Annotated in this window: 23 protein-coding genes, 1 tRNA gene and 1 pseudogene; 21 read left to right on the forward strand and 4 right to left on the reverse strand. The window is 46.8% G+C overall.

Going from position 1 to position 25156, the window contains the following annotated elements:
* The first annotated feature begins 8 nt into the window (after positions 1-8).
* The 21 genes and pseudogenes from Q1V85_RS19045 (at position 9) to Q1V85_RS19145 (ending at position 19489) form a co-directional block, all read left to right on the forward strand.
* Positions 9-281, forward strand: coding sequence for an acylphosphatase (locus Q1V85_RS19045; RefSeq protein WP_300602156.1), 273 nt, complete (start codon positions 9-11; stop codon positions 279-281).
* A gap of 664 nt (positions 282-945) precedes the next feature.
* Positions 946-1212 carry a hypothetical protein gene (locus Q1V85_RS19050; protein WP_300602157.1) on the forward strand — a complete coding sequence of 89 codons (267 nt, stop codon included), beginning with the start codon at positions 946-948 and terminating at the stop codon, positions 1210-1212.
* 135 nt (positions 1213-1347) lie between these two features.
* Positions 1348-2091: a DUF1080 domain-containing protein gene (locus Q1V85_RS19055; protein WP_300602158.1), complete on the forward strand. Its 744-nt coding sequence runs from the start codon at positions 1348-1350 to the stop codon at positions 2089-2091.
* 102 nt (positions 2092-2193) lie between these two features.
* Positions 2194-2266: transfer RNA gene (locus Q1V85_RS19060), tRNA-Gly, on the forward strand.
* 544 nt (positions 2267-2810) lie between these two features.
* On the forward strand, positions 2811-5063 hold the full coding sequence (locus tag Q1V85_RS19065; protein WP_300602159.1) for a TonB-dependent receptor: 2253 nt from the start codon (positions 2811-2813) through the stop codon (positions 5061-5063).
* A 174-nt stretch (positions 5064-5237) separates the two neighbouring features.
* Positions 5238-5618, forward strand: a complete 381-nt coding sequence (locus Q1V85_RS19070) for a hypothetical protein (protein WP_300602160.1) — start codon at positions 5238-5240, stop codon at positions 5616-5618.
* Positions 5619-5871: 253 nt separating this feature from the next.
* Entirely contained in the window at positions 5872-6174 is a 303-nt protein-coding gene (gene ureA, locus Q1V85_RS19075) for an urease subunit gamma (RefSeq protein WP_090391253.1), read from the forward strand.
* Positions 6175-6191: 17 nt separating this feature from the next.
* Positions 6192-6491: pseudogene (gene ureB / locus Q1V85_RS19080) on the forward strand (urease subunit beta); the annotation flags it as partial.
* 111 nt (positions 6492-6602) lie between these two features.
* A complete protein-coding gene (gene ureC / locus Q1V85_RS19085; RefSeq protein WP_300602162.1) occupies positions 6603-8324 on the forward strand; it encodes an urease subunit alpha in 1722 nt (573 codons plus the stop codon).
* Between the two features lie 257 nt (positions 8325-8581).
* The gene (locus Q1V85_RS19090) at positions 8582-9169 is read left to right on the forward strand and encodes a hypothetical protein (RefSeq protein WP_300602163.1); all 588 of its coding nucleotides are present in this window, start codon (positions 8582-8584) and stop codon (positions 9167-9169) included.
* Positions 9166-9669, forward strand: a complete 504-nt coding sequence (ureE, locus tag Q1V85_RS19095) for an urease accessory protein UreE (protein WP_300602164.1) — start codon at positions 9166-9168, stop codon at positions 9667-9669. The genes Q1V85_RS19090 and ureE overlap by 4 nt, the downstream gene beginning before the upstream one ends.
* A 79-nt stretch (positions 9670-9748) precedes the next feature.
* Positions 9749-10438, forward strand: coding sequence for an urease accessory protein UreF (locus Q1V85_RS19100; RefSeq protein ID WP_300602165.1), 690 nt, complete (start codon positions 9749-9751; stop codon positions 10436-10438).
* A gap of 30 nt (positions 10439-10468) precedes the next feature.
* On the forward strand, positions 10469-10870 hold the full coding sequence (locus Q1V85_RS19105; RefSeq protein WP_300602166.1) for a hypothetical protein: 402 nt from the start codon (positions 10469-10471) through the stop codon (positions 10868-10870).
* A gap of 126 nt (positions 10871-10996) precedes the next feature.
* Positions 10997-11632, forward strand: a complete 636-nt coding sequence (gene ureG, locus Q1V85_RS19110) for an urease accessory protein UreG (RefSeq protein WP_300602167.1) — start codon at positions 10997-10999, stop codon at positions 11630-11632.
* A 1-nt stretch (position 11633) separates the two neighbouring features.
* A complete protein-coding gene (locus Q1V85_RS19115) occupies positions 11634-12422 on the forward strand; it encodes an urease accessory protein UreD (protein WP_300602168.1) in 789 nt (262 codons plus the stop codon).
* Positions 12404-13105, forward strand: coding sequence for a sulfite exporter TauE/SafE family protein (locus Q1V85_RS19120; RefSeq protein WP_300602169.1), 702 nt, complete (start codon positions 12404-12406; stop codon positions 13103-13105). The genes Q1V85_RS19115 and Q1V85_RS19120 overlap by 19 nt, the downstream gene beginning before the upstream one ends.
* 94 nt (positions 13106-13199) lie before the next feature.
* Positions 13200-14078, forward strand: a complete 879-nt coding sequence (locus Q1V85_RS19125) for an urea transporter (RefSeq protein WP_300602170.1) — start codon at positions 13200-13202, stop codon at positions 14076-14078.
* Between the two features lie 245 nt (positions 14079-14323).
* On the forward strand, positions 14324-15232 hold the full coding sequence (locus tag Q1V85_RS19130) for an AraC family transcriptional regulator (protein ID WP_300602171.1): 909 nt from the start codon (positions 14324-14326) through the stop codon (positions 15230-15232).
* A 427-nt stretch (positions 15233-15659) separates the two neighbouring features.
* Positions 15660-16247 carry a hypothetical protein gene (locus tag Q1V85_RS19135; protein ID WP_300602172.1) on the forward strand — a complete coding sequence of 196 codons (588 nt, stop codon included), beginning with the start codon at positions 15660-15662 and terminating at the stop codon, positions 16245-16247.
* An 18-nt stretch (positions 16248-16265) separates the two neighbouring features.
* Entirely contained in the window at positions 16266-18416 is a 2151-nt protein-coding gene (locus Q1V85_RS19140; RefSeq protein WP_300602173.1) for a cation:proton antiporter, read from the forward strand.
* A 248-nt stretch (positions 18417-18664) separates the two neighbouring features.
* Positions 18665-19489: an ATP-binding protein gene (locus tag Q1V85_RS19145; RefSeq protein ID WP_300602174.1), complete on the forward strand. Its 825-nt coding sequence runs from the start codon at positions 18665-18667 to the stop codon at positions 19487-19489.
* A 79-nt stretch (positions 19490-19568) separates the two neighbouring features.
* On the opposite strand, the gene Q1V85_RS19150 is transcribed toward Q1V85_RS19145, so the two are convergent.
* The 4 genes from Q1V85_RS19150 to Q1V85_RS19165 form a co-directional block, all read right to left on the reverse strand.
* Positions 19569-20606: a hypothetical protein gene (locus Q1V85_RS19150; RefSeq protein ID WP_300602175.1), complete on the reverse strand. Its 1038-nt coding sequence runs from the start codon at positions 20604-20606 to the stop codon at positions 19569-19571.
* Between the two features lie 91 nt (positions 20607-20697).
* Positions 20698-21426 (reverse strand): EcsC family protein, encoded by a 729-nt coding sequence (locus tag Q1V85_RS19155; protein ID WP_300602176.1) that lies wholly within the window; start codon positions 21424-21426, stop codon positions 20698-20700.
* Between the two features lie 65 nt (positions 21427-21491).
* Complete coding sequence (locus Q1V85_RS19160) at positions 21492-23171, reverse strand: sodium/sugar symporter (protein ID WP_300602177.1); 1680 nt, start codon at positions 23169-23171, stop codon at positions 21492-21494.
* 228 nt (positions 23172-23399) lie between these two features.
* Positions 23400-25091 (reverse strand): sodium/sugar symporter, encoded by a 1692-nt coding sequence (locus tag Q1V85_RS19165; RefSeq protein WP_300602178.1) that lies wholly within the window; start codon positions 25089-25091, stop codon positions 23400-23402.
* Positions 25092-25156: the final 65 nt, after the last annotated feature.

A 25156-nucleotide genomic window follows, 5' to 3' on the forward strand; every position in this document is an offset into this window, starting at 1 on the left:
AACGGTATATGAGCACAAAAAAAATTGTGGTAACCGGCGCCGTGCAGGGCGTCTTTTTCCGGAAAACGGCAAAACAACAGGCAGATGTAATGGGGATCCTGGGCTCGGTGCAAAACCAGCCGGATGGCAGTGTACTCATTTACGCATACGGCGATGAGGAGCCCCTGCAGCGTTTTATCAACTGGTGCAAGGAGGGCCCGGCCGGTGCCAAAGTGGAAAACGTAACAGTAACCGATGTTCCCGAAACAACCGAATACCGGTGGTTCGAGATCCTGGGCTAGCACATTCAGACGAATACGGGAATAATCGATGTCACTCCTTCGGAGTTTTAAACAAACGCCTATTTGAACAAGCTATGAATTCTTTCATCCCTTCGGGATTAAGAAAGTAAAAAACATTCAGGCTCTTTTTTGTTTTCGATATTTAAAGCTCCAACATCTGTGACCATATATACCATCTTAAATTCCAGTCATTCATTGGAGACCCCGTACTTTGTAATTTTTTATCCCCTCTTCAAATAAAAGCTTTGATCTTAAGCACCCAAAATCTGCGCATCCGTGGCCACTATTTATCGCCTTAATTGCGATCAACACTTTTTTATCGCTGCTGATTCCCAGCACTCCGTTGCGATCCACAATTTGTGAAATTTGCAAACCTTTTCAAGACCGGATTGCTTGTAATCCCTGCAAACTTATCATACCACTTGCAATAAAAACATGTAGCAATAATGTTTCATAAGTTATCCAAATAAACGTTTAAGCCATTTTTTTTGCTTTTTGATGTTAAAAGCACTCAAATCTGTGCATCTGTGCCTCCTATTTGCCTATCTTTGATCAGGCCTCTTCCCAATGTACGCCCTTGCACAGCAGACGACGCCGTTATTCAGCATTTTTATTTCACAAAGGCCCGGGCCGCAGAAATATTGAAAACATCAAAATACATCCAATGATCACAAAGGAAGTTACCATCCGGAACAACAGTATCGGCACTATTTTGCCGGCCGCCCTTCAATTGAAAGCAGAAGCGCTGCATATTACGGGTACCATGAAGACCGATAAGTTCCATACGATCACCCTTATAGCCTCCGGCCCCAAAAAGAACCTGGAGCAATATATCGCCTGGTGTGAAACCGCCGCTATGGAACACGGAGCAACGCTCACCCTGATCCGTGACCGGGCCTTTAAAGCCTTCTATAATTTTTCCAGGATCTGATATTTGCCGGATATATGCAGACAGGACCTTCCATTGACCGTACCAACCGGGTCCTTTGAAAAAAAATCGGGCAGGTGCTTTACTTCTCATCGATATTGTGTAAGTTGCTTCTTATTTAATCAACTTTTCTTATACATGAAAAAGCAACTCTATGTAGCGATTGCGGTGTTGTATGCCGGCAATTCCCTGTATGCGCAAAATGGCGATCCCAAGATCACCGAAGTATGGAATCCGGAGCCCAGGATCGTAACCCCCGGTTCTACAAGCGCAGATGCTCCATCCGACGCCATTGTATTATTTGACGGATCCGGTCTTTCAAGCTGGGAGCGGGCTGATGGAAAAGGACCTGCAAGCTGGAAACTGGACAATAAAATCATGACGGTTGCAAAAGGTTCCGGCGCCATACGCACCAAACAAAGCTTTGGTGATTGTCAGCTGCACATTGAATGGCGCTCCCCGGCAGAAGTAAAAGGCGACGGCCAGGGAAGAGGAAACAGTGGCATCTTCTTAATGAGCAATTACGAGCTGCAGGTACTGGATGGTTATAAAAACCGCACGTACAGCAACGGCCAGGCCGGCAGTATTTATAAACAATTGATCCCGCTGGCTAATGCATGCCGCAAACCCGGAGAATGGCAGACCTACGATATCATTTTTACCGCACCCCGTTTTAACAAAGACAGCACTCTGAAATCGCAGGGAAGGATCACCGTTATACACAATGGTGTGCTGGTACAAAATAACGCTGCCATCCTGGGTGCAACCCAGTATATCGGCATTCCCCAAAACACCTTCCATAAAGAGAAAGAGCCCATCATCCTTCAGGATCATGGCGACCCGGTAAGCTTCCGGAACATCTGGATCCGGGAACTGGAATAAAAGGATCCGGCAACTATCATTTTGAACTTAGCCGGACGCTCATGTAGTATGAGCCCGGTTATGTTTTTATGGAGAACTTCGGTATCTTTATATGTATGTAAAGCGGAAGTAGCTCACGTGGTAGAGCGACAGCTTCCCAAGCTGTAGGTAGCGGGTTCGAGTCCCGTCTTCCGCTCTGAACGGAGCCGTTCTTAATGCACATTACGTCACCTCTCAATAACATATATCGGCCAAAACACCTTTCAAAATACAGATACGGGGGTAACATTCCTTCCATCCCGTTGATATTAAGAAAACCAACAGATTTAAGATCAAAAAACATTCTCCGCCCCGTGAAGGGTCATTGTACCGGACCAGGTTGTTCCTGCTTAAGGAAAAACGGGCTTCACGAATGCCCCGCAAATGTAACGTGTCCGGTATCAGTTGCCATACATAAAGGGAGGAGCAGGAAGAAGGCGACCGCGTGGTTGATACGTTCTGCCTTCTTCCTTTTTAAAACAGCCTATGTTTGTGGGTCTTGATTTTTGTTATTTGTTATTTCGGGCCGGAGTTAAATTGGAATACTCCGGAAAAGCTTCATGCTGCTGAAACACCGTTTACAAATTTCATTTTTCCTGTCACTTTTCCGCATCATTACCGCATGAATGCACTATTGCTGCAATCATTTTATTTTCACGATTATGGTTACTGATTATTTTCGCATTCGCAAAATGTGGCGCATGTATCAATATCTCCTGACCGCTCTCCTGTTGGTTACATCGGTTTGTTATTCCCAGTCGAAAAATATTACGGGTACGCTTAAAGACAGCAGCACTCACCATACCATCGCCGGGGCCACCATTGTACGGAAACCCGCCGGGCTTTCCGATATTTCCGATGCCGGTGGAAAATTCAGCTTCCGGGTATCCGGCGGCAGTGACACGCTACACATATCCGCACTCGGTTTTCAGCCCAGGGCCATCCCCTTAAGCAGCATCCGCAACGGACAAACCATTTTTTTACAGCCCCAGGCCGTACAGCTGGCCGACGTGGTCATTACCAGTAATACCACCAACCCCTATAAAGCCATCAGTGAAACCGATATCCGTCTGCGCGGCGTGTCCAATTCTCAGGAAGTATTGCGCATCGTACCCGGCCTGTTCATTGGGCAACACCAGGGCGGTGGCAAAGCAGAACAGATTTTTTTACGGGGCTTCGATAACGATCACGGTACAGATATCCGCCTCAGCATGGATGGGCTGCCGGTGAATATGGTATCCCATGCGCATGGCCAGGGCTATGCCGACAGTCATTTTATCATCCCCGAAACCATCGCTTCCACCACCTATAAAAAAGGCATGTATGATGCAGAAAAAGGGGATCTGGCCGTTACAGGGTTTGTGGATTTTCATACGGCCGATCATATCGATAACCTGGTGAAGCTGGAAGCCGGTCAGTACAATACCTACCGGACCCTCGCCATTGTAAACCTGTTGGGGCCACAACAACAGCAAAAAGATCAAACCTGGTACGCCGCCGGGGAATACCGGTACAGCAACAGCTATTTCGACCATCCGCAGTATTTTCAACGGGCCAATTTTTTTACCAAATACAATAGAAAATTAAACGGCCGCAATGTGCTTTCGTTTTCCGCTTCTTCTATGTACAGTACCTGGAATGCTTCCGGTCAAATACCTGAAAATGCCGTAAACAGCGGGCTGATCGGGTTCTATGGAGCATTAGACCCAAAAGAGGGCGGCATTACTTCCAGAACCAATATCAACGCACAGCTAACCACCACGCTAAAAAACCATGATCTTATAAAAAACCAGGTCTATTACACCTATTATGACTTTGACCTGCATACCAATTTTACGTTTTTCCTGGAAGACAGTGTGAACGGAGATGAAATACGGCAGCGCGAAAAACGCAACTTGGTGGGTTATAACGGCAGCTATCTGCACCAGGGATACTGGGGAAATACCCGGCTTACTACTGATGCCGGCCTGAATCTCCGCTTTGATCAAACATACAACTCCGCACTCCTGCATACGATGGATCGCTATACCCTGTTGAATCCCGTAAAACTGGGCGATATCGGTGAAACAGCAGCAGGGATCTATGCAAATGAAACCGTTCACTTTAACAACCGTTTTACCTTAAATGCCGGTTTACGGTTTGATCAGTTATATTACCGGTACAACAATAAACTGGCAGAGGATTCCGCCTTTAACGGAGCCGGCATATACCGGGCACGGAATTATACCATCAGCCCTAAACTGAATTTTTATTACCAGGCAGCGCCTCATCTTCAGTTTTACTTATTTACCGGCAAAGGCTTCCACTCTAATGACGCCCGTGTAGTGGTAGCGCAGCAGGGTGCGGAAACACTTCCCGCGGCTTATGGCACCGACCTGGGTACGGTATTTAAACCAGCTAAAAATCTTCTAATAAATGCAGCAGCCTGGTACAGCTATTTACAAAAAGAATTCGTTTACGGGGGTGATGGCGGTACCGTGGAATTTAGCGGGCGCACCCGGCGTATCGGCTTCGATCTTTCGGCGCGGTATCAGCCGGTGCAAAGCATTTATATGGACGCCGATCTGAATTATGCAAACGGACGTTCTTTGGATGATCCGGCCGGGCAACGCTATATTCCCCTGGCGCCGGCTTGGAGCAGTACCGGCGGTATTACCGGGATCTTCAAAAACGGTATCAATGGAAGCCTGAGATACCGGTGGCTGGGAAACCGGCCTGCAAATGCCGACTATTCCCTTACCGCAACCGGCTATTTCGTCAACGATCTTGTGTTGAACTACACCCGAAAAAAGTATGAAACCGGCCTAACCATCAACAATCTTTTCAACGTAAAATGGAAAGAAACCCAGTTTGAAACCATTACCCGTTTAAAAAATGAAGCTCCTGTAGATGGTATTGCCTTTACGCCCGGTACCAAATTCGCTGTCCTGCTGCATTTCAGCTATTTCTTTTAAACACTGCTATGTGAAGCATCCTGCGCTGTGTGAAGCGTCCTGCGCTATGTGAAGCATCCTGCTTCACATAGTAATTCCTATAAAAATGCAAAAACGAGATACGTAACAATTTTGTCGTGATTTGTGCTATTTTTAAATAGCAGATGGCAGTACTTTTGAATTGCAAAAATCAACATGAAAAGTTTATCGCGGATTTTAATCATTGTCTTTTCATTCATCATTGCAGGGCATGCAACAGGTCACCCGGCGACCGGCAAGCCTCATTTAACAAAAACGCACAACTGGCACCTGGCCGCCACAGATCCCATTGATCTTGGCTACAGCAAGGCCAATAATCCCCAGGACGATGTTCTTCTTTTTTTAGCGGAAGAAAATTTTTCCATCGACAAATACCTCTCATTTTCTTTTACTTTTTTAAGGACGGCCTACCCGGATTACCGGCTTCAGCAACAGATCGTTCAGCCGGATAAAGAACAGATCAATCGCTCCGCATTGATCACCGGGAAACTGCCGATCTACCTGCTGCATCACACCCTTCTGATCCCCTTTGTGTAAGAGCGGGTCTGAAAGGTCTGCTTATGAATGCCCGGTATCCTGAGCGGTATCTCCGGGCATCCACTCTTGTACTTTGATACTGATAAGCCCAACAATACCGGGTATCCGTTCCAAAAGCGTCCTTTTAGCTCCTGTATTTCCGGCAGTAAACGCTGCCCGGTTTCACGCACCCTGTATCCGTCTGCCACCATGTGCAGCTACCGTTCAGGTGCCCTGATCGCATTTTCAATCACAATTACATAAATTCCTTATTATGCATTTAACGCCTCGCGAAACGGAAAAGCTAATGCTCCATGTGGCCGGAGAATTAGCCGCAAAAAGAAAGGCCCGCGGTTTGAAATTAAATTATCCCGAATCCATCGCCTATATCAGCAGCGAGCTGCTGGAAGCGGCCCGGGATGGAAAAACGGTTGCCGAACTGATGCAGTATGGAGCCACGCTCCTTACCCGCAGCGATGTAATGGAAGGCATACCTGAAATGATCCACGACATACAGATCGAAGCCACATTTCCGGATGGCACCAAACTGGTAACCGTACACGACCCTATTCGATAATCTTAAAATTCACTCCCATGATTCCAGGAGAATACTTTATAAAAAAAGGCGACATTATTGCCAACAAAGACCGGAAAACAGTAAAGATCAACGTAACCAATACCGGTGACCGCCCTATCCAGGTGGGTTCTCATTTTCATTTTTTCGAGGTTAATAAAGCCATGTCCTTCGACCGTGAAAAAGCCTTTGGCATGCGGCTGAACATCATTGCAAGCACCGCGGTACGTTTTGAACCCGGAGAAACCAAAGAAGTAGAACTGGTAGAACTGGGCGGTATGCGCCGGGTATATGGCCATAACAACCTGGTAAACGGCGATACCACCCTGCCCAAAAACAAACTGGCGGCCATGCAGAACGTAGAAAAATACCAGTTTAAAAACAAAGAGGTAAAATAATCATTCCGTTACCCATTTAAAAATTGATGCATCATGAGTCTTAAAATAAGCAGAAAAACGCATAGCAATATCTTCGGTCCCACAGAGGGCGATAAAGTACGCCTGGGCGATACGGAGATCATTATCGAGATCGAAAAGGATTTTACGCATGCCGGCGATGAAGCCAAATTCGGAGGCGGAAAAACCATCCGGGATGGTATGTGCCAGTCATCCACCGCCGTGCGCGACCAGGGCGTGCTGGACCTGGTAATTACCGATGTGATTGTGATTGATCACTGGGGCATTGTAAAAGGCGATGTGGGTATTAAGGATGGTAAGATTGTAGGCGTAGGCTGTGCAGGCAACCCCGATACATCCGATAATATTTCACCCAATATGATCATCGGCGCTTCCACTGAAGTACATGGAGGCTCCGGCTATATCCTTACCGCAGGCGGTATCGATACGCATATACACTTTATCAGTCCCACCCAAATAGAAACCGCGTTGTACAGTGGTGTTACCACGATGATCGGCGGTGGTACCGGACCCGCAGATGGTACCAATGCCACTACGGTAACCCCGGGTAAATGGAACATCCAGCGTATGTTACAGGCAGCAGAGGCATTCCCCATGAACCTTGGTTTTTTTGGCAAAGGAAACTGTGCAACGGAGGCCCCTATTGCCGAGCAGGTAGAAGCCGGCGCACTGGGCGTAAAGATCCATGAAGACTGGGGCGCCACTCCGGCGGTGATCGACGCTTCGTTGAAAGTAGCCGATGCTTACGACGTGCAGGTGGCGATCCATACCGATACCCTGAATGAAGCCGGTTACCTGGAAGATACCATCAATGCCATTAATGGGCGGGTTATTCATACTTTCCATACCGAAGGTGCAGGCGGCGGGCACGCACCGGATATTATTAAAGCAGCAATGTACCCCAATGTACTGCCCGCATCTACCAATCCAACCCGTCCCTATACAAAAAATACGATCGATGAGCACCTGGATATGCTGATGGTATGCCACCACCTGAGTAAAGACATTCCGGAAGATGTAGCGTTCGCCGACTCCCGGATCCGTCCGGAAACCATTGCGGCGGAAGACATCCTGCAGGATATGGGCGTATTCAGCATTATGAGCTCCGACTCGCAGGCCATGGGACGTGTAGGTGAAGTGATCACCCGCACCTGGCAAACCGCCGATAAAATGAAAAAACAAAAAGGACATTTGCCGGAGGATGAAAAAAATGAAAATGACAATTACCGCGCAAAAAGATATGTTTCCAAATACACGATCAACCCGGCCATTGCACATGGAATTTCTTCCTATGTAGGTTCCATCGAAACCGGAAAGATCGCTGACCTGGTACTCTGGAAGCCCGCATTGTTTGGGGCCAAACCGGAAATGATCATCAAGGGCGGTATGATCATCGCCAGCAAAATGGGCGATGCCAATGCCTCCATCCCTACCCCGCAGCCCATTATCATCCGGAATATGTTTGCGGCATATGGCAAGGCTTTAACCCGGTCTGCATTCACCTTTGTTTCAAAAGCCTCCCTGGAAAAGAACATTGCACAGGAATACGGCCTGGAAAAAACATTGTTGCCGGTAACCAACTGCCGCAACATTTCCAAACGGGATATGATCCACAACAATGCGTTACCGGAAATTACCGTAAATCCTGAAAACTACGAGGTGCGGGTGGATGGTAAAAAGATCACCTGCGAGCCTATAGCAGAGGTATCCCTGGGGCAGCGGTACTTCCTGTTTTAGCAATGATGAAGTTGTTTATACTTTGGGATGCGGTTGTATTTCCCGCGGATTTACGCCGATTTTTTGCGCAGATTTTCGCAGAGATCGATCTGAGGAAAGTTAACCACTCCATTTTTCCGGGAAAGCGTTTAAACAGCGCCCTTGTTAATATACAAATCAGCCACATAGACACATAGCTTTTCGCCATAGCTATGAAGCCTATGTATCTATGTGGTTTAAAATTTTCACCCGGCGTTCAATATTTAATTTTTTATCTGATGCAATTCAAATTTATTACAGCATTACTCTTAATATTAGGTCTGGCATTTGCCGGCAGCACCTTTGCTCAGCAGGGATCAGTAATGATCTACGGATCGTTAAATTACCAGGATCATAATAAAACAGGACAAACATTTGGTGCCAACCCCATTGGTGTGGGATACTTTTTTAACGACCATGCGGTTACCGGTATCAACTATGCCTTCAGCCGCGAGAAAGACGCGCTGCACGATCTAGTAGAACGGCATCATGAAGCAGGGCTGTTTTACAGCGATTCAAAAATGCTGGGCGAACACTTTGTACTCATCGGGCAACTGGATGCGCATTATGTATGGGGTTCTACAGACCTCAACACAGCCGGAGCCTATGACTATAAGGGATACCTGTTCCGGCTATACCCGCTGGTGGGTGTGCTGCTGGGACATGGATGGGCATTAAAGGCCAAATTCTGTGAACTGTCGTACAAGCAGACCAAAGGAAACGATGCCGCTCAAACAAAAGACAAGCTCTTTATTGCCGGTATCAATGGCAGTACCATTGGACTGGGCGTATCCAAAAACATTTCTTTTAATAAACACAGATCATGATCGTAAAAGAAATCATGGGCAATATTTCCGATATGGCGGCAGATGGGTTAACGCAGGACCTGCTGGAACTGGAATGGTACGAAACCACCAAACGCATCCAGCGGAAGCGCACCCTTGCCGGCAGGGAGATCGCCATCAAATTTTTGCGTGAAGGACAACGGCTTCGCCAGGGTGATGTGCTGCTGCAGGATGGAGACACGCTGGTAACGGTAGACATTAAACCCTGCGAAGCCATTGTAATTGCTCCGCAAACACTACTGGAGATGGGTACGGTATGCTATGAGATTGGCAACAAGCATATGCCCCTGTTTATCCAGGATAACAAGGTGATGATGCCGTTTGAAATGCCGATGTTCCGCTGGCTGGAAGGCAGCGGATACAAGCCTGAAAAGCAGGTGGTGCGGCTGCTCAACATCTTAAAATCAAATGTAGAGCCACATAGTCACGGCAACAACAATTCTCTTTTTTCAAAGATCCTGAACCTGGCATCAAAGGAATAAAAGTTGAGCGCTGTATGAAGCGTCTACGCTTCATATGTTTATTTTATCGGCTCCGCCGGTTAACAAAAAATACAAATTTATGCATGCATCTTTTTTAGGCGCTTTACTACACCTTTCGGATCCTACCTTACCTATTGGCGGGTACACGCACAGCAACGGCCTGGAAACCTATGTGCAGGAAGGCGTCGTTCATAATACAGCAACAGCAAAAACATTTGTAACCCAGATGCTGCAACAGAACATCCGGTATAATGATGCCGCCTTTATGTCGAGAGCCTACCAGGCCACGGAGCAGCAAGACGTTCGCCGGCTGCAGCATTTAAGCCTGGAATGTACGGCCTTAAAATCGCCGATGGAGATCCGGCAGGCCAGTATCAAACTGGGATTACGGCTCATAAAAATCTTCCGCAGGCAGCAATCCTTTGAGATCGTGGAACGGTTTGAGCAACTGGTAAAGGAAAAAGAAGCTGATCCGCATTACTGTATGGCATTTGGTATGTATGCCCGGCTCCTGAACATTCCGTTACAGGAAGCGCTGTTTGCGTTTTATTACAATGCCGCGGTAGGTATGATCACCAACAGCGTAAAACTGGTTCCGCTGGGACAGTTGGAAGGACAGGATATTCTTTTCCAGATCCAGCCCTTATTAAAAGCGTTAAGCGAAACAACAGCTGATATCCCGGACGAAATGCTGGGACTTTGTGCTGTGGCATTCGACATCCGGTGTATGCGGCACGAACGGCTGTATTCGAGGTTGTATATGTCTTAATAATATGAACCACATAGGCACATAGGAAACATGGAAAAAAGAGGACACATAAAAACATATCATCTTCCAATAGCAGGAAGGCGCTGCACCATCTTCAGCGACGTCTATATCTCTTCAAAAGATTTAAAAAGCGATGCTTCTGTGTGGTTCAAAGCAGATCGGCAATTTTATAAACCGATGATAGCAGTTCCTGCAGCAATTGGGTTTGAACCGCCAGGAACGCAAAGACTGCGCGCGATTCGCAAAGACATACAGCAGCCGTGTTCCTTCGCATTGCGATCCTTGCGAAATCTTAGCATGTCTTTATTGTTCCGCAACATTTCCGCCACGAAGGCTGAAAGGCACGAAGAAACACTAAGATTTTTAAAGCCATACTATCCCTTCGTGCATCTTCGTGCCATCGTGTCTTTGTGGCGAGATACGTTCTTTTAAACATTCCTTTGCGCACTTTGCGTTCAGATTGAGGCTAATAGCAGCACAACCGTACAAGTGTGCGACGCAAGACCGCTGATAGCAGTACCCCAGCCGGGTTAAAAAAAAAATTATAAACAAATAACTATGGAACGAAAATATGTAAAAATAGGCGTAGCCGGTCCCGTTGGTTCGGGAAAGACGGCCTTACTGGAACGGTTAAGCCGCCGATTGATGAACGAGTATGACCTTGCCGTAATTACGAACGACATCTATACAAAAGAGGATGCCGAATTTATGGCCCGGAACAGTTTATTGCCACAAGACCGGATCATTGGCGTAGAAACCGGGGGTTGTCCGCACACCGCCATCCGGGAAGATGCGAGTATGAACCTGGAAGCCGTGGATGAGCTGGTGGAACGTTTTCCCAATATCAAACTGATCCTTATTGAAAGCGGTGGTGATAACCTTTCAGCTACTTTCAGTCCGGACCTCGCCGATGTAACCATCTTTGTGATCGATGTGGCAGAAGGTGAAAAGATTCCCCGCAAAGGCGGACCGGGCATTACCCGTTCGGATCTGCTGATGATCAATAAAATTGACCTGGCCCCCTATGTGGGTGCCAGCCTGGAAGTAATGGAAACCGACGCCCGGCGCATGCGTAAGGGAGCGCCCTTTGTGTTTACCAACCTGATGACCCAGCAGGGACTGGACGCCGTTATCGGGTGGATAAAAAAATATGCATTATTAGAGGAGGTGGAGGAGCCTGCATTAGTCCGTTAATATGATCTGTACATTAAACTTCACGGTAGAAAAAAATGAACAACGGTCCTTTCTGAAGGATGCCTACGTTACACAGCCCTTCCGGATCATACCCGTTGGTCAGCACAAATCAGACGCGCATGCCTACCTGATGATCATGAGTTCATCGCCCGGCATCCTCAGCGGGGATGCTTATGAGTACTTCATACGGGTAAAAGAAAATGCCCGGCTCCAGCTGCAATCCCAATCCTACCAGCGGCTGTTCAACATGGAAGCCAGCGCTACGCAAAAAATGCAGATCACGCTGGAAAAAGGCAGCTCTTTTTTCTTTGTGCCACACCCGGTAGTACCGCATAAAAACTCCCGGTTTACCAGCCTGAACCGCATTGATATGGCGGAAGACTGTGTATTGCTGATGAGCGAGATCATTACCTGCGGACGAAAACATCACGGTGAGGTTTTTGAATTTACCAGCTTCCACAATCTCTTCGAGGTATTTCATAGAGGGCGCCTGGTGCTTAAAGACAATATCCTGCTGCAGCCGAAGGAAAATGATCTGCAAACAATGGGCATGCTGGAAACCTATACACACCAGGGCACCCTTATTTTCTCCGCCACCACCGATACCCCATCGCTGCCCGGTCTCTCCGATAAAATACAGGAACTGTTGGAACAGGAAACAGACATTCTTGGTGGCGTTTCGCGGCTCCAGCACAATGGCCTGGTGGTTCGGGTGCTGGGACATGGCGGCGAACAATTATTCACACTTTTTCAAAACATTCAGGAATTGATATGGAACATTCCCGGTTAATTGCACTGGCCCTTACGGCCATTACCATCAGCGGTCTGCACACAGCAACCGGCCCCGATCATTACCTTCCCTTTGTGGTGCTTTCCCGCTCCAGGAAATGGAGTTTACCCAAAACCATTTCCCTTACCATCGTCTGTGGCATCGGGCATATCCTGAGCTCCGTATTGATTGGGTTGGTTGGCGTTTTCCTGGGATGGCAGCTTACAAAGATCACCTGGTTCCAGGATGTGAGAGGCAATATTTCCGGCTGGGCACTGCTGATCTTCGGTATCCTGTACCTGGCCTACGGCCTGCGGCAGGCCTGGCTGAATAAGCCGCATAAACATTTTGATGTGATGGGCGATGACGTGTATGTGTATGAACACACACATGGGCAAACCGTTATGCCGGGAAGCCGTATAAAAGTAACGCCACTGGTGCTCTTTGCCATTTTTGTAATGGGGCCCAGCGAGCCCCTGGTTCCCCTGCTTTTTTATTCAGGTACGCAGCGTTCCGTAACCGAAATTGTACTACTTATCACCGTATTTACCATTAGCACAGTCATTACAATGCTGGGAATGGTACTTATTGGCATTTACGGTTACTCATTTTTTAACACCAGCAAGCTGGAACGGTACATGCATGCCATTGGCGGCGGGGTGGTTACCATTTGCGGCATCGGTATGGTATTCCTGGGCTGGTAGCTCTCACTCCGGCCTTCCGTAAGCTGCGGATGTCCGGGCAGTGTTTTAACGTTCATTTTTTATTCGTTGGATCCTATAGCAAACTTTAAAAATTATGCAATCAAAATCATTCATCTTTACCCGTACCGTATTTAGAAGCATCGGACAGATCATGTTACAGGAAAACGCGCTGACGGGGCTTTTATTCCTCATTGGCATCTTCTATGGCTCCGTTCTGGGTGGTATTGCCGCATTGCTTTCGGCCGTTACCGGCGTACTTACCGCACACCTGCTGAAATACGACCGGCAGGAAATTGAACAGGGCCTGTATGGCTTTAGCTCCACCCTTGTAGGGGTAGCGATGATATTTTATTTCAAACCGCTTCCTGTAATATGGATTGCCATCATCATCGGTGCAGCACTGGCCGCTATTTTGCAACACCTGTTTATTGTAAAAAAAATCCCCGGCTTTACATTCCCGTTTATCGCTGTTACCTGGATCCTGCTTTACCTGTTTCACCATGTGATCATTGAGCCCAATTCCGTTGCAGTTGCCAGTGAAATGATCGAAAAAGATGATTTTGCCACCAGCATCCACGGGTTTGGAGAAGTTATTTTCCAGGACAGCACCGTTGGCGGGCTCCTGTTCTTTTTAGGCGTTTTCATTAACCGGCCTATTGCCGCTTTATATGGCATTGCCGGTGCCATTCTCAGCGCCTATGTGGCCATTCATTTATCGGAATCTACACCGGATATAGAAATGGGATTATTCAGCTTTAACGCCCTGCTATGTGCCATTACTTTTGCAGGCGATGAGCCCGTTGACGGAATCTTTGTGCTGTTTTCCGTAATACTGACCGTAATTATCGACATTGCCATGCTGCGCATGCATTGGTCCGTATTAACTTTTCCTTTTGTTGCCGCCAGCTGGGTTACGCTTATATTGAAAAAGTGGATCCCTATTCCCCGGAGAAGCCTTTCCCCTGACAAATAACCGGGGGGCTTTTCGCCCGCATTTTCTGAATCTCTGTTTTTGCGCGCTGTTCTATCCTCTTTTTCGCCGCAGTGATATAGTACAGCTGAAGTCTACCCAGGCAAGTAAATCCATTACGCTGCATAAGCGCTATCGCCCTGATCTGCTGCAGTTCCTAAAATGTTATCCACCATTTTAGAGTAAGCATCATATTTTATAATTAACTTTAAGTTACCGTATTCACCCAATCCAACAGACAGATCCTTATGGCGCATACCATAAAAATGATCAGTAACTACGAGTATAAACGGCAGTTCCTCCCGGAGATCTCTGCCAATGTACTGCACGATCATTCACAGCTCCAGCTTTACAAAATCGAATCTTATCTAAAGGATATCCTGATTCCCGTGCCTCCCTACCGGACCTCCTTTAATTTCCTGATGCTGGTAACCAAAGGATACATTCAGCAACAGCTGGAAACGCAAAGCTATACCGTTACTGCGGGGCAGGTCATCAATATTAAACAGGGATGTATTACCCGTACCCTGGAACTTTCGCCGGATCTGCAGGGCTTTTATCTCATTTATGAAAACAATGTGATCACCAGTTTTTTCCTGAACAACAAAGAACTGGATTTCTTTTTTACTGCACCTTATATACAACTTTCCGCAAAAGAAGTAAAATGGCTCGAGAAATCGTTTTACCTGTTAAAGGAGGAGCTGGACACAATTACGCACAACGGTTCGGAAGACATCTGTCTTGCTCTTTTTTCCGCCATCCTGCTAAAACTGATCAAATCCGGAAACCCCGATGCGCATGCGCTCACCCGGGATCTGAAAATTTCTTACCAGTTCCGGACAGAAGTTCAGCATGCGCATATCCAGCATAAGGACGTAAGCTTCTATGCCAAGAAGATGCAGATCTCAGAAACCTACCTGAACAAATGCGTCAAAAAAACCACTGGCAAACCACCTAAACAATGGATACAGGAAATCAGCATCCTGCATAGCCAGATCCTATTGCAGAACCTAACCAAAGAAATATCGGAAGTGGCCTATGAATTAAACTATCAGTCGGCCTCCTATTTCACCCGGATCTTTCATAAAGTAACCGGCGTTACCCCAAAAACATACCGGCTGCAGCTAAAAGAGCGCTATAAAAACAATTGGGTATAAAGCGCGTTGGAATTTGAAAATTTGAAAATATGTAAATGTGGGAATGAGGCAATGGATCTGTGAGCATGAAACGGCATCTAATATTGAACATTAAACAGTATTGAGCTATCAGTTATCAGTCATCAGTTTTCAGTGATCAGTGTCTGTCATCATCAAGCATCTATACAAATCTGACATTGCACGTTGAATCTGAAACAAGCCCCTGGCGTTCAGCTCCCGTAAGCGTGAATCAGTCCTGTAGTTTGAAAAATCCCCAGGTTTCCCCGGTCTACATGTCCCCCAAAGGCAACAATGAATGGTCAATAGTCAATAGATCTTCAAGTATCAAACGAAATGTAACATTAACGGTATAACTGAAACATACCCTTAGCATTTCGCTTTCAGCGTTTTTCTCTACCTTAGCAATACGGCATCCAAATTTCTAATTATGAAACAACCTTTGATTACTGGTATCTTCTTATTAATATGCTGCCTTTACAGCTGCGGCTTTGAAGAACGGAGGAAGCAGCTGGATGAGCGGGAGCAGGCCCTCAACCAGCGCGAACAGGCCGTAATGATTAAAGAAAAGGAAATTAAACTAAAAGAAGACAGTCTTAAGAAATATGCTGCAAAAGTAGATTCAGCAAGTCATGTACCGGTTATACCCGGCATCCCGCTGCCCGACTCCCTGTCTGGCAACTGGAATGTAACCATGGTTTGTACCCAAACCAACTGTTCTGGTTTTGCGGTGGGCGATATCCGTAAAGAAACCTGGCTTATTGCCGGAAATGGAACGGCCGTAACGGTACGGGCAATGCAGGGCGATAAGCTGATCCGTGTGTACACCGGTATCTTTACAGGCAGTGATCTGAAACTTGCCACACCAGAGTCTGAAAGCGCCCAACCTTCCGCTACCATGAAAGTGGAATTAAAAACAGATCAAAAGAACAAATTAAGCGGACAGCGGCTGATCACCCAGGCAGATGGTTGCGAAACCACCTTCAAGGTAGACCTGGATAAATCAAAGAATCCTTAATCTTAACTTGCTTTGAATATGTTGTTAAGCATTATTGATACAACACTGCCGGTTACGGATCCGATCTTAAGATACCTGATCGTTATCCTGATTGTGCTGCTGGCACCCATCCTGCTGAACAAATTAAAGATCCCCCATCTCATCGGCCTTATCATTGCCGGCGCGCTCACAGGCCCCAACGGCTTCGGTATCCTGGACCGAGACAGCAGCATTGTGGTTTCGGGTACCACCGGGTTGCTTTATATCATGTTTTTAGCCGGTCTGGAGATCGACCTGATCGAATTTAAAAAAAACAAATGGAAAAGCATCACCTTCGGGATGTATACTTTTTGTATCCCGATGATCATTGGTACACTGGGTAGCTATTACCTGCTGCATTTTAACTGGATGACCTCCATCCTCCTGGGGAGCCTGATCTCTTCCCACACGCTCCTGGCATATCCCATTGTTAGCAAATTAGGGGTTGCCAAAGACCGGTCGGTAAATATTACTGTAGGCGGTACCATGATCACGGATACGCTGGCGCTGCTGGTACTTGCAGTAATTGTGGGAATGACCAAGGGGCAGGTAGATGCCGCCTTTTGGCTGCGCCTTACGCTGTCCATCCTTGCTTTCGGGCTGATCGTTTTATTCCTCTTCCCGGTTATCGGGCGGTGGTTCTTTAAAAAAGTACAGGATAAAATCTCCCAGTTCATTTTTGTACTGGTGATGGTTTACCTGGGTGCCGTGCTGGCCGAGCTGGCCGGAGTGGAGGGCATTATCGGCGCATTCCTATCCGGACTTGCATTAAACCGGTTGATTCCGGCAACATCGCCGTTAATGAACCGGGTTGAGTTTGTAGGCAACGCACTTTTCATTCCCTTCTTTCTCATCAGCGTGGGAATGCTCATCGATTTTAAAGCTTTTATAAAAGATACAGAAACCATAAAAGTAGCGGCAGTACTTACTGTTGGCGTTATTGTGGCCAAATACCTTGCAGCCTGGGCCACCGCCAAAACCTTCCGGCTTAACAAACCCCAGCTCCGGGTAATCTTTGGATTAAGCGTGGCACAGGCCGCGGCCACCCTTGCTGCTGTAATGGTGGGCTATAATATCATCATTTCCGAAACACCCGATGGAGAACCTATCCGCCTGTTGAATGAAGCGGTGCTTAACGGTTCCATCCTCGTGATCCTTATCACCTGTACACTGGCTTCCTTAACAGCCCAGAAAGGCGGACAGGAACTGGCGAAGGAAACCGGAACCGGAGCAGAAGAGCGCAGCAGCAATAAGGAGGATGGCGAAAAAATAATGATCGCTACAAATGCATTGGATAAAACGGAACACCTGGTGCAGCTGGCCCTTTCTATTAAATCCCCAGCCAATACCGACCAGCTCTATGCCCTGCACATTATTAATAAACACGATGCGCCGGATGAATCGGACCGGACCGGTAAAAAAATGCTGGAGCTGGCCGTACATACCGGTGCGGCCGCCGATGTAAAAGTGACGGACATCCTTCGCTACGATGATAATATCATCAACGGCATTACCGGCGAGCTAAAGGCCAATAAGATCACCGATCTCATCCTTGGGTACAGCACCAAGCCCTATAACTCCGTTAAAAGCTTTGCACTCATCAATGGCATTCTCGACAATGAAAAGATCACTACCTATGTTTATAATCCCGTTCAGCCCCTGTCTACCATAAAAAGCAATGTGGTGGTCATTCCCAGAAATGCAGAACGGGAGGCCGGTTTTTTTTACTGGTTGTCCAATCTATGGACGCTGGCCAAACATTGCGGCGGCGGCGTAAAGTTTTTTGCATCAGCGAATATTGAACCATTGCTGCAAAGCCTTAACGAAAAGAATCCGATCGAATACCGTTTTACGGCATTTACCAACTGGGAAGACCTGCTGATCCTTTCCAGGGAAATTGATAAGAATGATCTCCTTACGGTTGTATTGAGCCGTCCCCAATACCCTTCCTACAACCAGCATATGGACCGCATCTTTACGTACCTGGACCGGTATTTCCGGTCGGGCAATTTTCTGCTCATTTACCCCGTACAGGTAAAACAGGCGGATGCCGACGATTTTTATATCAGCGATCAGCAGTTTCTCAATCCCACCATGGATTTGCAAGGACTTGGTAAAGATATCGGGCGGATCTTTAACCGGGAGCGGTAAGCAGATCTATCTTATAATAATTAAAACCTTTGCCCGTATAAAACTCTTCTTTCGGGTATCTGCGACCTGGTTTCACACAACGGCGCAACCCTTTAAGTCTTCACCACAAAGGCACCCAAGACACGAAGCAGCACTAAGATTAAGTTCTTCTTTGCTTCTTCCGGTCTTCGTGATTCTTACACTCCAAATGCCCGGCAGGCACCAGTAAACAGCTTTTTTAGTTATCTTCACATCTATAATATTCAGCTATGAAACCTCTGTTTCTCTTTTTATTGGCATTTACCATCAGTTGTTTAAGCAGTTACGGACAACATACCATTGTACTGGCATGGACCACTACCGATTCTATCCCTGTACCAGAATCGGTGCTGCCGGTTCCCAATAAAAAGGAACTGTACGTATCGCTGATCGACGGTAAAGGCAATGAGAAGGATGGCAAAGGCGGTATCGGTATTCTTTATAAAGATGGCAGGGTGAAAAACCTTAACTGGATTACGGGGTTAAATGCACCCAAAGGAATGGCCCTGTACAAAGGCCGTTTATATGTTGCAGATATCACAGACCTGGTAGTGATTGATGTAAAAAAAGCGCAGGTGATCGCCACCATCCCGGTTCCAGGTTCTGTTTTTCTTAATGACGTAACAGTAGATAAAAAAGGGATTGTTTATATATCGGACACCCGCGAAAATAAAATTTATAAAGTAGCGAATCAGCAACCGGAGGTATACCTGGATCAGGTGACCGATGCAAATGGGTTGAAGTCAATTGGCCCGGATCTGTATGTATTGGCCGGAAAAGAATTATGGAAACTGGATGCAAATAAAAACAAAACGGTTATTGCTTCCGGGTTTGAACAGGGCGGAGACGGACTGGAACCTACCGGTGATGGTGGTTTTATCGTTACCTGCTGGGCAGGCCTTATTTATTATGTTTCCCCTACCGGCACGATTCAGAAAATGCTGGACGTACAGGGCCGCATGAACACGGCGGACCTGGCTTACGAAGACGCTACTAAAACCTTATATGTTCCTACATTTAATAACTACAGTGTGGTAGCTTTCGAATTAAAATAAGAAAATGAAACCGCTGCCTGTTGATCCATAGTGCATCACTGCTAAAGCAGGGATAATGCCGTGCTTTATTACGCCGTTGCTACTGGTATTGAATATAAACCGGCCGGGGTTTAAAATGCAGCAATTCCACGGGCGTAAATAAACCGGTACTGCCCCGCTTAAGGTCATTTTTATAAAATAGTTTAAAACCCGTAAACTGCACCGGCTGACGATATGCAAAAGCGTTATAGGTTCCTGTTTTCAGGGCCTTGCTGCCCCAGCCATCCATATCGATCACCACCTGTACTTCGGGCACTTTTTTGATTTCCTTATACCCCGTTACCATATCATTCGTAAACCGGTGTATGACCAGCACTTTGGGCGGCAATTGGTTGTCCCGCACAATTTCCGCAAGGTAGTCGATCACAAAATTAATATCGTCCGCATCAAAGCTTCCAATCCGGCTTCCCGGCGTGGCACCATCCTTCATGGAAAATTCAGGATCGATTCCCAGGTGAAAGCCCGGTAGTTTAAAATATTTTTCGAACCGGGGAATCTCTTCCTGGAGCGTGCTTTGTCCAACCTGCACATCTATAAATGTAAGGGCCCCGATTTCTTTCGACCATTTCAGCACCGTATCAATCTGGTGAAACGGCATCCGCAGCCGGTATTTCCCATCCTTTCCGGGCGTACCCTGGGCGGTTACGGCAATATAATGCAGGGCCGGAATTACCGGAGTTCCGGGATCCGCTTTTTCCCATTTTGACACTTCTCCCTTTAATTTTTGAAGCATTTCCTTTTTGGGTAGCTCTCCCAGTATACCCATTCCTTTTGAATACAAATTGCCATAGTAAGCAATAACCCTGTTAAACGGAAACACAGCTCCCGGCAGCGGATAAGGGGCTTTTGCCGGCCAACGCCCTGAAGCATCGCCGTTAGCGAGCACCTTTATCCGTTTATCATATCCGGCCGTGTCCAGTACCGGCGCTTTAGCCTGTGCTGCAAACGTAGCTTCCGGCTTTGTAACAGCCGCCGTTTGCTCCTGCGAATCAGAAGCCGTGCAGGCCATCAGGGAAGCACTGATCAGCAATACCTGAATACATTTAAAACGGTTGGTCATACGTAACAGTTCCATCATACACATTGGTTTCAAAAGCGGCTATAGCCCATGGTGCTGTTATTCAAGTATGCTCAATAAATTTGTAACAGCAATCCCAATCCGCATTCCATTAAACAATACCTCCGGATAATATCCGCATACGATACGCATTCATTGCCGTGATTCCGAGTTTTTTTACCAACCCATAGTTGGCAATGAATCCCACTGGCGCACCTATCACCGGCAAGAGCTGTGCCATTTTTGCCAGGTCGATATAATCGCGGTATTCCTGTTGAAAACGCCGCCAGTCAAAATCCGCAACAGCTACCGGCATTTCTTTCATTTTTGTATCCCAGTCTTCCATTTTCCGGTAAACCGCATTGCGATGCTGTGCACTTGAAAAAGCCAGCTCAAAAATATGCAGCAGGTATACCCGTTCCCGGTAATCTTCCAGGTCAATGCCATATAATGAAGCAATTTCATACAGCAATTTCAGCTTCAGTGCCAGCAGCAATGGAAAATCCGCCAGTCCCATCAGCAGGCCACCGGCGCCGGTTACACCACCTTCCACTGCGGCCGTATTCCTGTAAAATTTTATTTTCTCTTTGACCGTTTGTTCCCTTAAAATAAACGCGGCTTCCTTCAGCGGTTTTGCAGTTGTATGTTTGGCACCAAATAAAACCGCCCGGATCATTTGCCGGATCACCACTGTAATGCCTTTATGAATTTTATCGGGTATCAGGGCATTGATCTTATCCTGGGTCTTTTTTGAAAGACGGTTGAAAAACCCGGGAGGGCGCTGCATCTCAAATTGCCAGCGCCTTAATTCAGCTAAAGCGATCTGTTCATATCGGTTCATAGTCCGGTAATTAAAAAGAGCAGGGACAGCCTGCTCTTTTTTAAAACAACTAAAACAAAATAAGGTTACCAGTATACCGAATACAGGGCAACCAGCATGGCTACAATGATCAGCGATCCTACCGCGAAGCTGGTTGAGGTTTTAAACATACTGGCATCCACCTCCAGCCCTTTGGACACAATTCCTCTTTTATGCTGGTAAATGCTGATAAAATACATACCGATCGCACAAATAAGAAATACGATCACCATCCGGTCCATAAATGGAATTTCGTAAACTCCTGCTGCATTCTGAACAGACCAGCCAAACTGGTGCAATGCCGACAGATCGACCCAGCCCGGTAAAAACTTGAGCAACACGGAGGCAATAAAGCCGCCGATGGTTGCAAACAGGGCAGCACTGGAGGTGGTCTTCTTCCAGAAGAATCCAAAAATAAACATGGCAAAAATACCCGGTGATACAAAACCGGTATATTCCTGTATGTACTGGAATCCCTGTTTACCCTCACCCATCAGGGCATCGCCCACTACCAGCGACAACAACACCGCAAATAACATGGACACCACTACTGTAATTTTTCCAACATTTACCAGGTTGCGTTCGCTGGCGTTGGTATTAAACACTTTTTTATAGATATCCAGTGTAAAGATCGTGGCAATGCTATTGGCTTTACCGGCCAGGGAGGCCACAATCGCCGCCGTTAATGCCGCAAACGAAAGTCCCTTCAGCCCTGCAGGTAATAACGAAATAAGCGCCGGATAGGCTTTGTTGGGATCCTGCACACCGGATGCAGTAAGCAGCTGATCCGGAGTAATGCCCCCCATATTCTCTTTCACAATATAATATACGGCAATACCGGGCAGTACTACAATTATCGGCATCAGCATTTTCAGAAAAGCCGCAAACAGCAACCCTTTGCGGGCAACGGGCAGTGAAGCCCCCAATGCGCGCTGGGTAATATACTGGTTACATCCCCAATAGCTGAGGTTGGCGATCCACATACCACCGATGAGCACACTTAAACCCGGCAGATCGATATAGTTGGGATTATCTTTTTTAAAGATCAGGTGAAAATGCTCGGAAGCCTTGGATTGTAATACGCTGAAACCGGCGCCGATACCCTTTCCTCCGGAAATAAGGTTTAACGCAATATAGGTTGCCACCAGGCCGCCCAGCACCAGGAAAAATACCTGTATCACATCCGTAAACCCGATCACCTTCATACCGCCCAGCGTAATGACAATGGCAAAGATGGCCAGCGCCAGTATACAAAAGGTAATGTTGATACCGGAGATACCGCTAATGGCCAACGCTCCAAGGTACAGGATCGACATCAGGTTTACCACAATATATAACATCAGCCAGAAAACCGCCATGATCATCGCCACTTTGGAATTGTACCGCTGACTGAGGAACTGCGGCATGGTAAAGATCTTGTTCTTTAGGTAGACAGGCATAAAAAAGATCGCCACAATGATCAGCGTTGCCGCCGCCATCCACTCATAGGCCGATATGGCCAGTCCCAGTTTAAAGCCCGATCCACTCATCCCGATCATTTGCTCGGCGGAGATATTGGAAGCGATCAGCGATGCACCAATGGCCCACCAGGTAAGCGAACCTTCTGCCAGGAAGTAATCATGCGAGGCCGAAACGCTTTCCTGGCGCTTTCTGCGGTATACCCAGTACCCATAGGAGGCAACCACGATAAAGTAAATAAAGAAAACCAGATAGTCTGAACCTTTCATATATACAAGTTTAATTTCGTTAAAAGGAGCGCTAATATATTATTTTTAGCCCGATTAACAGAAATTTTTAAATTTTCTAACAACAATGCCGGCTGATTCATCAAAACCAATGATTTTGATCGATTTATTCCTTTTTTACAAAATCCCCGTAATCAATCGCACCTCAAAAGAAAAAAGCCGGTCTCAACGCATGCTTAGACCGGCCTTCCCTTTACTATTTGACGGAGTTTAATAAAACAAAGTATACAAGGCCGCCAAAATACCACAAATGATCAACGCGCCTACCATAAAACCGGAATTCACTTTAAACATTTTTGTATCTACTTCCAGTCCATTGGGCTGTACACCTCTTGCTATTTCTATTTTGGAAATCACCAACATACCAATGATGCATAACGCAAATACGATCCCCATCCGGTCGAGGAACGGGATTTCATACACGCCGCTGGCATTGGGAACAGAGAATCCAACGGATGAAAGGAACTGAAGATCCATCACCCCTGGTAAAAATTTGAGCGCTACCGAAAAAATAAAGCCCCCGATGGTTGCAAACAATGCAGCAGAAGACGTGGTTTTCTTCCAGAAGAATCCCAGCAGGAACATGGCAAAAATACCCGGAGATACAAAACCGGTATATTCCTGTATAAACTGGAATCCACCTTTTTTGTCAATTCCCAGGAATGGAGAAATAATAATGGCCAGGATCATGGCCACCACAATAGTGATGCGGCCCACATTTACCTGCTGGGTTTCGGAAGCATTTACATTCAGCCGCTTTTTATAGATATCCAGCGTGAAGATGGTTGAGATGCTGTTGATCTTACCTGCCAGGGAGGCAACAATTGCCGCGGTAAGGGCCGCAAAGGCAAGCCCCTTCAGGCCCGCGGGCAGCAGGTTCAGCAATACGGGGTAAGCCCTGTCCGGGTTTATTTCACCATGTTCAATCATCTGGGCCTGAAAATCTACACCACCCACAACGCCTTCCTTATGCAGGATATAGGCGGCAATACCGGGTATTACTACAATAATAGGCATTAATAATTTTAAGAACCCTGCAAATAATAACCCGGAACGCGCCGTCTTCAGATCTGCGCCCAGGGCCCGTTGTGTAATATACTGGTTGCATCCCCAATAATTCAGGTTTACGATCCACATACCTCCCAGGAGCACTGTTAAACCCGGCAGATCGAGATAATTGGGGTTATCCTTTTTGAGGATCATATGAAAATGATCGTCTGCCTTTGTTTTTAAAGTTCCCAGTGCACTCATCACCCCGTCCAGCTTAAAATGATCTGCCACCAGCGACAATGCCAGATAAGTAGTTGCCAAACCACCCAGTATCAGGAAGAATACCTGGATCACATCGGTATAACCGATCACTTTCATCCCGCCCAATGCAATGATCAGCGCAAACAGCGCCAGCATGGACATACAGACCCAAAAATTGATCCCGGAAATCGTACTTACAGCCAGCGCACCCAGGAATAAGATGGAGGTGAGGTTTACCACCACGTAGAGCAGTAACCAGAATACCGCCATGATCATCGCCACGGTTCCGTTATACCGCTGGTTCAGGAACTGCGGCATGGTATAAATCTTATTCTTGAGATACACCGGCATAAAAAAGACCGCTACTATAATCAGCGTGGCGGCCGCCATCCACTCATAGGTAGAAATGGCAAGCCCGATCTTAAAACCGCTTCCGCTCATCCCAATAAACTGTTCGGCAGAGATATTGGAGGCGATCAGTGAAGCCCCGATGGCCCACCAGGTAAGCGACCCTTCTGCCAGGAAATAATCATGCGATGCGGAAACCGAAGCCTGTTTCTTTTTCCGGTATACCCAATACCCGTAAGAAGCCACAATAATAAAATAGACTAAAAAAACGATATAGTCTGAGACCCGTAACTCATTATTCATATGCATGCAATATTAAAAGGATATTTAAAACGTTTGCTAAAAATAACTAAACCCGTTTATTTTAT

Origin of the sequence: Niabella sp. (genome assembly GCF_030150205.1) — a bacterium.
GTDB lineage: Bacteria > Bacteroidota > Bacteroidia > Chitinophagales > Chitinophagaceae > Niabella.